This window comes from Pseudoalteromonas sp. (genome assembly GCF_036960685.1).
In the GTDB taxonomy this organism is placed as follows: Bacteria; Pseudomonadota; Gammaproteobacteria; order Enterobacterales; family Alteromonadaceae; genus Pseudoalteromonas.
The window spans coordinates 40,495-54,282 of sequence record NZ_JBALXK010000005.1 but is presented as its reverse complement, the minus strand read 5'-3'; the positions used below and the strand labels follow the sequence as shown (position 1 = coordinate 54,282).

General features: G+C 41.7%; 10 protein-coding genes. 5 read left to right on the top strand and 5 right to left on the bottom strand.

The window, feature by feature from the left end:
• Window positions 1–12 precede the first annotated feature (12 nt).
• The 5 genes from V7783_RS06425 to V7783_RS06405 form a co-directional block, all read right to left on the bottom strand.
• Complete coding sequence (locus V7783_RS06425) at window positions 13–1,554, bottom strand: tripartite tricarboxylate transporter permease (RefSeq protein WP_335678021.1); 1,542 nt, start codon at window positions 1,552–1,554, stop codon at window positions 13–15.
• A gap of 3 nt (window positions 1,555–1,557) precedes the next feature.
• Window positions 1,558–2,025: a tripartite tricarboxylate transporter TctB family protein gene (locus tag V7783_RS06420; RefSeq protein WP_335678020.1), complete on the bottom strand. Its 468-nt coding sequence runs from the start codon at window positions 2,023–2,025 to the stop codon at window positions 1,558–1,560.
• A gap of 11 nt (window positions 2,026–2,036) precedes the next feature.
• A complete protein-coding gene (locus tag V7783_RS06415; protein ID WP_442961346.1) occupies window positions 2,037–3,020 on the bottom strand; it encodes a Bug family tripartite tricarboxylate transporter substrate binding protein in 984 nt (327 codons plus the stop codon).
• Window positions 3,021–3,032: 12 nt separating this feature from the next.
• The gene (locus tag V7783_RS06410; RefSeq protein WP_335678019.1) at window positions 3,033–4,286 is read right to left on the bottom strand and encodes an OprO/OprP family phosphate-selective porin; all 1,254 of its coding nucleotides are present in this window, start codon (window positions 4,284–4,286) and stop codon (window positions 3,033–3,035) included.
• 416 nt (window positions 4,287–4,702) lie between these two features.
• On the bottom strand, window positions 4,703–5,956 hold the full coding sequence (locus V7783_RS06405; protein WP_335678018.1) for an OprO/OprP family phosphate-selective porin: 1,254 nt from the start codon (window positions 5,954–5,956) through the stop codon (window positions 4,703–4,705).
• 616 nt (window positions 5,957–6,572) lie between these two features.
• Here V7783_RS06405 and V7783_RS06400 point away from each other — a divergent pair.
• The 5 genes from V7783_RS06400 (at window position 6,573) to V7783_RS06380 (ending at window position 13,784) form a co-directional block, all read left to right on the top strand.
• Complete coding sequence (locus V7783_RS06400; RefSeq protein ID WP_335678017.1) at window positions 6,573–7,850, top strand: HlyD family secretion protein; 1,278 nt, start codon at window positions 6,573–6,575, stop codon at window positions 7,848–7,850.
• Window positions 7,847–8,602 carry an ABC transporter ATP-binding protein gene (locus V7783_RS06395; RefSeq protein ID WP_335678016.1) on the top strand — a complete coding sequence of 252 codons (756 nt, stop codon included), beginning with the start codon at window positions 7,847–7,849 and terminating at the stop codon, window positions 8,600–8,602. The genes V7783_RS06400 and V7783_RS06395 overlap by 4 nt, the downstream gene beginning before the upstream one ends.
• A gap of 1 nt (window position 8,603) precedes the next feature.
• Window positions 8,604–11,057, top strand: coding sequence for an ABC transporter permease (locus tag V7783_RS06390; protein WP_335678015.1), 2,454 nt, complete (start codon window positions 8,604–8,606; stop codon window positions 11,055–11,057).
• Between the two features lie 67 nt (window positions 11,058–11,124).
• A complete protein-coding gene (locus V7783_RS06385) occupies window positions 11,125–12,501 on the top strand; it encodes a sigma-54-dependent transcriptional regulator (protein ID WP_335678014.1) in 1,377 nt (458 codons plus the stop codon).
• Complete coding sequence (locus V7783_RS06380) at window positions 12,501–13,784, top strand: sensor histidine kinase (RefSeq protein WP_335678013.1); 1,284 nt, start codon at window positions 12,501–12,503, stop codon at window positions 13,782–13,784. The genes V7783_RS06385 and V7783_RS06380 overlap by 1 nt, the downstream gene beginning before the upstream one ends.
• Window positions 13,785–13,788: the final 4 nt, after the last annotated feature.

The following is a 13,788-nucleotide window of genomic DNA, read 5'->3' as shown; positions in this document are numbered from 1 at the left end:
CATTAAGCTCAATTACGCATGCTCTTGCTTCGCTTTAAGTGCGGCTTTATCAGCGCGGCGCTGAGTTATAAAGTCTTTTAATGGAAATAACAACACTAATAATGAGATAACGAAAATACTCAGTGTCAGAGGTCGTTCCCACAGGAAGCTTAATGAACCATCAGAAATCATCATTGAGCGACGGAAATTACGTTCAATCATGTCACCTAAAATAAAGCCTAGTAGTAAAGGCGCCATTGGGAAAGCCAACAATCGCAATACCAAAGCGACCAGTGCAAAACCAACCATCATAAATAAATCAAAGGTATTAAAAGAAACTAAATACACGCCAATTAAGCTGAAGAACAAAATCATAATGGTTAACACAGATTTTGGCATCGCTAATACTTTTGCAAAATACGGTATCAAGGGTAGATTTAAAATAAGTAATACGATGTTACCAAAATACATACTTACAATAACAGACCAAAATACACTCGGGTTTTCTTGCATTAACATTGGACCTGGCTGAATGCCATAGGCAATTAGCGCACCCAACATAATGGCAGTAGTGCCTGAACCTGGAATACCCAAAGTTAACAGTGGTACAAATGAGCCGGTACAGGCAGCGTTATTAGCTGACTCTGGCGCTGCTAAACCACGTAATGATCCTTTACCAAATTTATCTTTTAACGCTTTAGGCGCTAAGTTGCGCTCAGTTGCATACGCCATAAAGCTGGCAATAGTTGCACCGGCACCAGGTAATACGCCAATGATAAAACCAAGAATAGATGAACGGCCTACTGTTGGTGCCATCTCTTTTATTTCTGCTTTGGTCAATTTTGTTGAGCCAATTTGCGGTGTATCTGAATCATTAATGCTTTTGACTTCTTTTTTCTCCGGACGCACAACATTGATTAGCGCCTCAGCTAATGCAAAGGTTGCCATTGCCACTAATAAGAAGCTAATACCATCAAGTAAATCTGCTTGGCCAAAGGTAAAACGCTCTGTGCCTGATGATGGATCAATACCAACAGTGGCTAGCATTAAACCGAACACTGTCATCATCATGGCTTTTAAAAATTGCCCTTTATTAGAAAACGCCGCGATCGCTGTTAGGCCTAAAAACATCAACACTACATAGTCAGGAGATTGAAAACTCAGTGACACTTTTGCCAATAAAGGCGCTGCAACCATCAATAAAATAGCGCCAACCGTTCCGCCTATAAAGGAGGAGTAAGCAGCAATCGCCAATGCTTTACCAGCATGACCTTGTTTTGCCAACGGGTAGCCGTCAAAGGAAGAGGCTACCGTGCCAGCAACCCCAGGGGCATTGATCAATATAGATGATGTTGAACCGCCAAAAATAGCCCCATAATAAACCCCAGCCATTAAGATCATGCCTGAATCGGCACCGATACTATAAGTAATTGGGATCATTAACGCGATTGCGGTAATAGGGCCAAGGCCCGGTAGCATGCCGATAAACGTACCAACAAAACAACCCACAATTACATAGAGCAAATTATTCCAGTCGAGTACGGTCGACAAACCCAGCATAATTCCATCAAACATAACTTAACTCCACAGGTTGCCAGGAACCAAATAAATACCGAGTACTTGGGTCATTAAAAACCAAAACACCACAGCAACAGGAATAGAGGCCAATAATAAAATTGCTTTGCGGCGCTCACCCATAACAAAAAAGCCAACTAATAAAAACACACTGGTTGAGATTAAAAAGCCAATTGGCTCAAGCGCTGCGCTATATATCACCATTAATATCAGCAGCCCAAATGTTCTTATTACATTTGATTTTTCAAGTACATCATCGCTATCTGTTTGTTCGGTTGGTTTAAGTAAAGTAGCCCCTATTGAAAGTAAACAAACAATGATACCAAATGCGGCATAGACCTTAGGTAAAGTAGCAGAGGTGACTGTTTCATACTCTTCAAATGGGAGTAATGGAATTTGCCATGCAACAATGGCGTATAGGGTAAATAGCGCCAAGAATAAACTTGGCCCTAGTAATTCGCGATTCAACATCAGAGCCTCGATTAACGTAACGTACGAATAAAGCCGAGTTCTTCCATAACAACTTTAAGCTGGGCTTCTTGCTGCTCAAGTGACTTTATAAATTGATCTTTTTCTTGAAATAAATTTAACCAACCATTACGTGCACGCACGACTTCCCACTCTGGAGTCGTTTGTAGTTTACGTAATTTTTCAGTGTATTCTGCGAGCTTGTCGGCTGGTAAGTTAGGTGCTGCAAAAAAACCACGCCAGTTAATAAACTCCATGTCATAACCTAATGATTTTAGCGTTGGAATTTCTGGGTAATCTGGTAATGCATCACCTGAGGTCACGGCTAAAATCCGTGCTTGACCACCGTTGGCAACTTCTAGCGCTTCGCTTAAACCGGTTGAAAGTAAATTAACTTCGCCTGATAGTAAGCCAGCTTTTGCTTTACCGCCGGCATCATAAGGAATATAGCGAAGACGACGCCCATCAATCCCCGCAGCTTTAACGGCTTGTGCTGCCACTAAGTGATCCATGCTGCCACGTGCTGAGCCACCAGCGACTTTTACAGAGCTAGGATCTTCTTTCATTGCGGCAACTACATCTTGCCAGGTTTTAAACGGCGAATCGTTACGTACCACAAATGCGCCATAATCGGCGATCATGCTAGCAACAGGTGTTAGATCACGGTAGCTGTAGGGAATTTTACCGGTTAATGCACGCAACACGATAGGTGTTGAGTTAACCATTAAAATGTCACCTTTCTTAGTGCCTGACTCGATTAAATAAGCTATTGCACGGCCACCGCCGCCACCTGACATATTTTGAAATGACGCATTATCTTCAATGCCCGACTTCACTAAGCCCTCACCAACACCACGTGCCGTAGTATCCCAGCCGCCACCTGGGCCACCAGGTACTAAAAAGTGAATGTCGGCCATTGCAAATGGGCTGCTTAATACTAGCGATGCCGCTAGTACCGTAGTTTTAAATGATTTAAATGATTTTTTAAGTAAATTCATAGCGATTTAATCCTAAAATAAGTACTGAATACGCGCAGCTAAGCCAAGACCATCGTCTTCATCACCCACAAGATCATTGGCACCTGGGCCATCAACTTCTGAGTAAATAACATTGGCCATAAATTTAATGTTTGACGAGTAGTAGTAGTTTGCACCAGCGGTATAAGTTGTCACTTCGGTACCTTGGAAATCACTGGTTGCATCAGCAGCACTTAAACGCGCAATTAATTCCCACGCATTTTTAATGCCTTTAGGTTGAGAGAATACGGCACTGCCTTTTGAGTAACTTCTTTGCGAACCATCTAGGAAGTAACTTGTCGTTAATGAGTAGGCATCAAAACGTTCGCCATCGAGTACCGAAGTGCTGTCGAGAGTATCTAGTTCACGTGTTGCATATTCAGCTTCAACACTAAAACCTTTATTTTGGTATGCAGCTTCAAGACCCATCTGCTCAAAACTGTTTAAACGAACGAGCTCACCACCAGCTGCATAGTTAAGTAAACGTGTATTAGTGCTACGCACTTCACCACGAGCAAGTGCGCCAGTTAATACTCGTCCGCCCATATCACGCTTTGAGTACCAGCTACCTAAGTGCAGCACACCGTTATCAAGATCTTTTTGCCACGTTAAGCGACCGGTAAGCGATAGAGCTAGTGAGCCATCATCATTATTATTACCGTTAGCGCCAAACGCTTCATTTTTATAAACACCGACCGCATAACGTAAACCGGTGTCTTTAAAATATTGGTATACCGACGTACCCCATTGGAAATAAGGCGATACGTTATCGGCCAATGAACTACGTTCAATGGTGGTAATGTGCTTAGAGCTGGTTAATGCGTTTAACGAGATATCTTCACGTAACTTACCTACTTGCACTTTTAAGCCATTACCAAAACCGCTGTAACGTAGGCGCGCCATCACAATTTCACCGCTGTTATCAGCAAAATCTAATAGTAATTTGTTATCCCAATCACCATGCTCACTTTCAACGTATAAACGAGCACGACGTACAAAAAAGTCACTGGCATCTTCACCTGAGCGGTTAGGGCCCGCGTTGTAAGCGCCGTCAAAGTGGTTATAGTCCACCTGTAAACGGCCACCAAATTCAAGATTAAAGGCTTTATTGCCTTTCATTGAGTCAACTTCTTTTTGTAGCTCATCCAATTGCTGTTGTAATTTTTCAGTATCAGTGGCAGCTAATGCTGAGGTAGTTGCTAGAGCTGCTGCAATGGCCAAAGCCAATTGTGTGTTACTTGCTTTCATTATTTTCTCCACACCTGTGTATGATTTTGTTGTCGTTAGATGAGCTACTGCAATCTGCTATCTATCATCGAGCATAGTGTTAACGCTTGATTAACGAAATGTTTAGAAGTTAAGTTTCATTGATGTTCGTTTCGCTCTTTTTATCCATAAAAATCATGGCCAAAATGAACAAAACAAAAGATTGATATAAATAGCGTTTTTCGATTACAGAGGAGATTTTCTTTACAACAATGATGTAAGAAAGCTAGCTAAGCTTAATTGAACTGCATTCTGAGGCTGGGTAATTGTTATTACGAATAAATAAGTATCTCAGCTGACCCTTTCTATGCAGGTAGCTGTTCCCTTCAAATTGGTGTAGTAAGTGGTAAGTGCTGCGCACGCACAGCACTTGCCAAAGAAGCAAAAACTTTACGTGCCTAAAATAAATACTGTATACGTGCGGCTATTCCAAGACCATCGTCTTCTTCACCAACTAACTCACTAGCACCGGGGCCTTCGACTTCAGAGTAAATAACATTGGCCATAAACTTAACATTTACCGAATAGTAATAGTTAGCACCCGCGGTATACGTTAAAACTTCAGTACCTTGAAAATCGCTTGTAGCATCAGTATCGCTTATACGAGCAACAAGTTCCCAGTCATTCTTAACGCCTTTAGGTTGAGAAAATACAGCATTACTTTTTGAGTAGCTTCTTTGCGATCCCCCTAAAAAATAACTTGCTAAAACAGAGTAGCCATCAAAGCGCTCACCATCCAAAGCTGAGCTGCTATTAAGTGCATCTAGTTCGCGCGTGGCATATTCAACTTCAACATTGAACCCTTTATTTTGATATGCAGCTTCAAGACCGGCCTGTTGAAAGCTATTTAAACGGACTAACTCACCACCTGCGGCATAATTAAGTAACCGAGTATTAGTACTACGTACTTCACCACGCGCTAACGCCCCAGTTAATACGCGCCCGCCCATATCTCGTTTTGAGTACCAGCCACCCAAGTGTAAAATTCCATTATCGAGATCTTTCTGCCACGTTAAACGGCCAGTCAGTGATAATGCAAGTGACCCATCGTCATTGTTGTTACCATTAGCACCAAACGCTTCATTTTTATAAACACCGACCGCATAACGCAAACCTGTATCTTTAAAATATTGGTATACCGACGTACCCCATTGGAAATAAGGCGATACGTTATCTGCTAAAGAGCTACGTTCGACTGTATTAACATGTTTAGAGCTCGTTATTGCATTTAAAGAAATATCCTCACGTAACTTACCTACCTGCACCTTTAAGCCATTCCCAAATCCATTGTAACGCAAGCGTGCCAAAACAATTTTCCCACTGTCATCAGCAAAGTCTAGCAGCAATTTACTATCCCAATCACTGTGCTCACTTTCAACATATAAACGAGCGCGACGCACAAAAAAGTCACTGGCATCTTCACCAGAACGATTAGGCCCAGCATTATAAGCTCCATCAAAATGATTATAATCAAGCTGTAAACGTCCTCCAAATTCAAGATTAAACGCTTTACTGCTCTTCATTGAATCAACTTCTTTTTGCAGCTCATCCAATTGCTGTTGTAATTTTTCAGTATCATTATCGGCCCATACTGTAGTACTTATGAGCGCAGAAATTAATGCTATTGCTTGTTGATAATTACTTGTTTTCATGGGGCTCTCCACATCGGTCTATGTAGTGTTGTCATTTAATTAGCGGCTGCTCTTCTGAATAAGAAACTTGTAGGTTTGGTTCTAATAACCGTACAGGCCTGCCTGTTGCTAAATATAGCTCGGCGTAGAACTTTGAAGTTAAGCTTAGCTCTGAGGTTGTTAATGAGTAGTTTTTGAATATGAGCTATGTGGTGCAGCGTATAAAAAGCAAAACGATTTTGTGCATCGATATATTGCCTTTCTATCATATAACTTCCCCATTTCTAGCTCATTAGGTTTTTTTTAAACAAGAGTAATCGTTTGCACTATGGTCTTAGCTGTCTAATTAGCGACCAATGATTTTTATTTCAGTGCCGAACTCGTCTATTTAAAAAGTAGCCTGCTAAGGCTGTTTTTCCAAGTAAATAACTAAAACAGCCATACCCTCCATCCAAGCTAAGGAGCTTTTAGTATTGGTTTTTAATCGCTTTTATTTTCCCGATTCTGCTTAACTCTCCCATTTACGGGAAACGCCACCGTTCACTTATATAAAAACAACCTTAATATCAAAACCTTAAGTTTTGGCATACTCCTCGCTTTAATATTGGTTAATCAATAAAATAACGAAACTCAACACATGGACTTAGACAGCACCTTAAAACGCAACAATAAATCAAGCCATCGTAAAAAGCTGATCATCGGCGTATTAATTTTAAGCACTATATTGATTATTTGGGTCACGCTCTTATGGCAAGCACCGACGAACTTACCCGCCAGTCAACTGCAAATTGCTACCGTTAACCAAGCTGATTTTGTAGTCAAAATTCGCGGCTTTGGCCGCTTAAAATCAAAGTATCAGCGCTACTTAACCAATACCGATAGCGCCATGGTTGAAGCAATTCATGTTTACCCTGGCACTCGAGTTAATAAAGACACTGTTATTTTAAGTCTCGTAAATCCACTGCAAGCGCAACGTTTATCAGTCGCACGATTAGAATTAGCAAGGCAAAAAGCCAGCGCTAACGAACAAATAATCAATCAAAAAAGTCAGTTATTAGAGCGCCAAGCAAGCCTGACTATTCTAAAAAGCGATCTTGAAAGTGCCCAACTGCGTGCCCAGGCCGAAAGTAAATTAATCGAGCAAGGCATTGTCTCGAGTTTAGATTACAAACGCAGCTTACTCACAGTAAAACAGCTAGAGCAACGTGTTGATATTGAAAAGCAACGCTTAGTCCAATTAGCCGATATGCACCATGAGCGCAGTAAAATTCAACAAGAGCTACTAAGCCAATTTGAATTGAACTATCAAGTACAACAGCAAGCCTTTGATGACTTACAAGTCACCGCCGGCATTGATGGCATGCTGCAAGCGCTTAATGTTGAGCTCGGCCAAAACCTCCCCTCAGGCACTCGTCTTGCGGTAGTGGGCTCCGATACCTCGCTCAAAGCAGAGCTAAGCATTAAACAAAGCGATGCTGAAAAAATAGCGTTAAATATGCCCGCTAAAGTAAATACATTTAGCGCAGGTGAAAGTAGCGAAGTGTTGGCTAAAGTCACCCGTATTGACCCTATCGTCAGTGACGGCCGTGTAATGATTGAGCTTGATTTAACAGGTACGCTGCCAGCTAACGCTCGCCCCGACTTAAGTATTGAAGGCTATGTAATAAGTCACATCATACCGAACGCTCTGACCATTAATTTACCCATAAAAGCACAAGCAAATAGCAATGCCATGCTTTTTAAGCTCAACCCGACCACTCATTTAGCCCACCCAACTAAAATTGAATTTGGTACACTCAGTGATAACAAAATTCAACTTTTAAGCGGCGCAAAAGTGGGTGAACAGCTGATCATTTCAGATCTCTCTAAATGGCAGCATTTGGCAACTATAAAAATAGAACAGGAAAGTTTATGAACGCAAATACACTTATCTCATTAAAAAATATCGCCAAGGTTTACCGCAGCCAAAGTGTTGAAACCTACGCTTTAAAGAATATTGACCTTGCTATAACGCAAGGCGATTACATCTGCATTAGTGGTCCATCAGGGTGTGGTAAATCAACGCTACTGTCTTTACTTGGCTTACTCGACAGCCCTACCGAAGGGCAATATTTAATTAAAAGCGTCGATACTAAAACCCTTGATATGGACCAACAAGCAGAGCTGCGCAATTTACACATTGGCTTTATTTTTCAGTCTTTTAATTTAATAGATGAACTCTCGGTGTTTGATAACGTGGCGCTTCCGCTTACTTATCGAGAACCAGCTATGAGCCAAGCCGATATTCAAAGTGCGGTAAAACTCGCGCTTGATGAAGTTGAAATGGGGCACCGCGCGCAACATAAACCAAATCAACTCTCTGGTGGTCAACAACAACGTATTGCCATTGCCCGCGCCCTTGCCGGTAAACCCAGTATTTTATTAGTGGATGAACCAACCGGTAACCTCGACTCTAAAAACGGCGATGCAGTAATGGACTTACTTGATGCGCTGAACCAAAAAGGCACCACCATTTGTATGGTAACCCATGATTTACGTTACGCAGGACGCGCAAAAACTCAGCTAAAACTACTCGATGGCGAAATCATCTCGTATTCGCAAGCACGCCAAGATGCACAAACTGAAAAAACCAGCGCTGTACCCGCTGATACTGCCGAGGTAATTTAGCATGAGTCGTTTAACTAAAACACGCAGCCAATTACGCTTAGCGTGGGCATCACTGATGAACGCACCGGGGTTTGTTACAGCCGTAGTAGCCACTTTAGCACTTACACTCGCCACTCTTTTTGTGGTACTGAGTTTAGTCAATAGCTACTTCTTAAAGCCTCTTGATGTATTTGACGAAACCCGCATGGTGGTGGTTGAGCAAAGCCTAACCTATGACGATTACGATGCGGTTGGCTTTCAAAGTTATCAATCGATGGTGCACTGGCTTAAAAACAATCAAAGCTTTGAGCGCACCTTTATGATAAATGCCGCTGAACATGTTTTTTCAAACTTAGACGGACAACCTAAAGAGGATGTGCTGTATGTAGGCGGTGAATATTTTGAACTCCTACACACTCCCTTTGTACTCGGACATGGCTTTAAAAAGGGTGGAACTTTAGAGGAAGCTGATAATAGCGTAGTCATTTCAGAGAAGTTCTGGAAAGAACACTTTAATAATGACCCTGATATAATTGGTAAATCCTTAAAAACAGCCAGCGAAGATGAAGGTAATGGGCATATAATAATAGGTGTTGTAGCGGCTAATTTCAGCCCCCCATATATGATTAAAGCAGGCTCTGTTGAAGTTTGGTATCCAACCAGTTCTGATCGTCGGTTTTTCCATAATGATAACTGGCAAAGCCCGTGGAACAACACGTTTAGAAACCTAAAACTAATTGCAGTATTAAAACCTGGCGTCACTAACGAGCAAGTAAAAACCGATTTAAAAGCCCAAATTGATACGATTAAATCCCAGTGGCTTAATAATGGCGGTATAACTGATGTAAAGCCTGTTGTTACACCCTATCGCGAAGTTGAACTTGGTAATAATGATCAACTTAGTTTAATGATGCTTGCAGGCGCGGTGGGGCTATTGATCATCGCAGTACTAAACGTCAGCACCTTGTTCTTCTCGCGCGCGTTAGCACAACATAAAACCTTAGCATTACAAGCTGTACTGGGTGCAAAACGTAAAACTTTATTTAGCAGCATTTTACTGCAATCACTCATTTTAATGAGCATATCGGTCGGTATTGCACTGTTTTTATCTGTTTGGGGTATTCGGTTATTCAAAGTACTTGCAGAAGGACGCTTGCCACTCGTGAACAGCTTGGCTGTTGATTCTAATTTGGTGCTGATTGCGGTAGTTATGTGTATTGCTTTAGCATATATATTTTCACTGATCACCGCGCGTTTAGTTAACTACAAAACCTTAAATAGCCAAATGCAAAACAGTGGCAAAGGCGGCGTGTCGCAAGTGTCTGGGCGTACTGTGCGTATATTGATTGGCACACAAATGTTTGTGGCAGCCTTATTAGTTAGCTTTTCAATTATGATTGTTAGCAAAGCGCTCGATACCATTAATCGCCCACTGGGTAGCGACACTGAAAACCTGTACTTTGCACAGTTATTTCAAACTAATAATGATGCAACAATAGCTGAGCGCTATGAACAAGTTAAGCATTATCAAAAAGTATTACAAAATAGCGAAGGCATTAAAGATGTTGCACTTGGCCATAGCCCTGTGACACCAAGGCAAAATGCCACTAGCTTGATCGATGTTGAAGGTAAAAGCTCCATCTTCTTCCCAAGCCAGTGGGTCGGGCCTGATTACTTTGCTTTAGTCGGCACAAAAATACTCGCAGGTCGTACTTTTAGTGAACAAGCTATACGTGGTGAAACTAACGAGTTATTGGTCTCTGTCAGTGTCGCTAAATGGCTATTACCCGATCAGGAATACACTAATATTATCGGTAAAAGCTACAGAGGCCTTGAAGATAAAATGTTTGAAATTGTCGGCATAACGGAGGATTTTAACCACCCTAAATACTACGACGAATCATTTGGGCGGCACATTTGGTGGCCTGCACAACCTCGCAGCTATATGTTTGTTATTAAAACAGAGCAAGGTGTTGAGCTTACCAGCAAGCACGTTTTAAGTTTATTAAGAAAAGCCAATAGTCACCTAACCTTATGGCAATTTAGAGACTTACAACAAGAGTACGATGATTTATTGTATATGAGCCACCTAACTGTTGCACTGTGTAGTACCTTGGCATTATTTACTCTATTATTAGCAGCAATAGGCATATTTGGGGTGTTGAGCTACAACTTAGGCTTGCGCCGTTATGAGTTTGGTATTCGCATGGCTCTGGGCGCTAAAAAAGTACGCTTATTTAAACTCATGAGTAAAGAAGCCGTTATTCCTGTACTCAGTGGCTTTATTCTGGCAATTGCAACCGTGTTAGCTGGTTACTTTATGCTACAAGAACAGCTAATATCGTGGTTAATTATGGACGTGCGACTACAGTTAATAGCATGGACAATTACCTTGATTATTGCCATGTTTGCCTGCTTTAGACCACTATTGCTGTTAATTAAAGCCAAACCTATGGCCGCGCTTCGTAACGACTAAGCGAATATTGTTTACCCACCAAGCAAAAGCAAAGCAATTTGCTTTTGCTTGAAACAAGAAGAACAAAATGGACACAATTTTAGTTATCGACGACCAAGCCGATGTACGCATGGCGGCCATCGTGGCGTTAAATCAAATTGGCTATCAATGCATTGAAGCACAAGGCCCAGAGCAAGCCTTAGAGCTTATCAACAGCACGACTATTAGCCTGATATTACTTGATATGAACTTTAGGCTCGATACCACTTCCGGTGAAGAAGGGCTGCGATTTCTAAAGCAACTGCAATCGCTTAGCTCAACAATACCCGTGGTGGTAATGACCGCATGGGCCAGTGTGGATGTTGCCGTAAAAGCGATGCAATTAGGTGCGCTTGATTTTGTTGAAAAACCATGGAATAACCTGCGCTTAACAGCGGTCGTACAGCAGCAGCTTAAACTAAGCAAAAGCAACCACGACAATGCCTGTTTAAAAGCCTTAAACACCACTCAAAATGCCGATTATATTGCCAACTCCCCCACTATGCAGCAACTACTTGTACGCGCTAAACGCGCAGCAAAAACCGATGCCAGCATTTTAATTACCGGCGAAAATGGCACCGGCAAAAGCTTATTAGCGCAATATATTCATCAGCATTCTAACCGTTGTGAGCAACGTTATGTAAGCGTAAATATCGGCGCTATTGCGCCATCTTTATTTGAGAGTGAATTATTCGGTCACAAAAAAGGCGCCTTTACCGATGCCAAAGAAGACCGTCTTGGCCGTTTTGAAATAGCTAATGGCGGTACCTTATTTTTAGATGAAATAGCCACCCTGCCGCTAGAGTTACAAAGTAAAATGCTGCGCGTGTTAGAAAGCCAAGAGTTTGAAGTATTAGGCTCTAGTCAAACCCAAATTGCCGATGTGCGGATCATTGCTGCAACCAATGCCGAACTTGCTAAAGCAATTGAAGAGGGAGAATTTCGCCGCGACTTACTGTTTCGTCTCAACACCATTGAATTACACATTCCACCACTGCGAGAACGACTAGAAGACATCATCGAATTGGCTAATCACTTACTAGTCAGCCACGGTCAAAAATACCAACGGACTATGTCGCTGACAGAGCAAGCGATACAGGCACTGACACAATATAGCTGGCCGGGTAATGTGCGCGAGCTGAGCCATTGTATTGAACGTGCCGTGATCATGAGCGATAACGACCATATCAAAGCCAGTGATTTGATTCTTGAACAACCCAGCAGTGAAGCCAGCAACAGCGCAACAGATAAGCAATCGTTACCGCTGCTACCGTTGGAAGAGCTTGAAAAACAAATGATCCAAAAAGCCCTCACACAGTTTAATGGTAATGTAATCGCCGCAGGTGAATTTTTAGGACTAAGCAAATCAGCAATTTACAGACGTATTGATAAACATCAGCTCGATTTAAAAGAAGCAGACAGTTAATGCCAAAAGCCAAGTCATTAGAACAATACCTAAAGCGTTATCTTTATTTAGTGACCTTTATATTGCTGGCAATATGTATCTTACTCGCAATAAGCTGGGATTTAGATTGGTTTGCCAGTGCTAGTTTAATACTGCCAATATTTGCAGTTAGCACTTTTGCTTTAATAAAGTGCTATCGGCTCATTACAGATGTGTTAGAGCGTTTTGGTTTACAGCTTGATGCTCTCGCTAACGACGAGAATAACAGCTGGCATCTTGCAAAATACCAAAGTGGCCGTATTGCCGGGCTTAAAAGTGATTTTAATAAACTGAGCAGTAAGATTGCCAAAAATAAACGTCATTACATACAAACCGAAGAGTTTGTTTTTGAGTTTGTTGGCATGCTTGATTTGCCCATTGTTATTTTAGACCCACACAAACTAATCTATTTTACTAACCAAGCATTTTTGAACAGTTTAAAAAACGCTCATGTTGATGGGTTGACTGCAGAGGATCTTGGCCTTTCATACAACCAAGGTAGCTGGCAACAAAATGATGAATCATACTTTGAGCAGCGTTTTCATATTTCATCACAAACTTTTTGGCGCGCCGGGCGAAGTTACGAATTACTGACTTTATTCTCAATTGAGCAGCAATTACGAAGCAATGAAAAACAGGTATGGCAACGCCTAATACGCGTTTTAAATCACGAAGTCAGAAACTCCCTCACTCCAATTTATTCAATGAGTCAGTCTCTGCAAACCATGAAACAACAGGGCCACATAACTTCTCAACCTGACCTTGCTCAAGATATGCTACAAGTGATTGAAAAACGCGCCCAACACTTACTCGATTTTGTCGCCAGCTACAGTGCTTTTTCACAGCTACCCGCCGCTAATAAGCAAATTGTGACAACTGAACAAATTAATCTAAGATTATACGCGTTATTTCCGCAGCTCATTATTCAAAAAACCAATCTTAAACAACTCAGCGTCGATTTAGGTCAGCTAGAGCAAGCACTAATCAACCTCATAAAAAATGCCTTTGAAGCTGGCGGCAACTCACCTCCTATACTCAATTGGCAGCAAAAAGATAACAAAGTAATTATTGAACTACTTGATAACGGCAGCGGTATTGCAAACCCTGATAACTTATTTGTGCCTTTTTATTCAACCAAGGCGCAAGGTGCAGGTATAGGTTTAGTGATCAGCCGCGAACTCATTCATAACCAAGGTGGTCAGCTACAGTTATTAGCCAACCCACACGGTCAAGGCACGCAAGTCATAATTAGTTTGCCAATATAAAGTA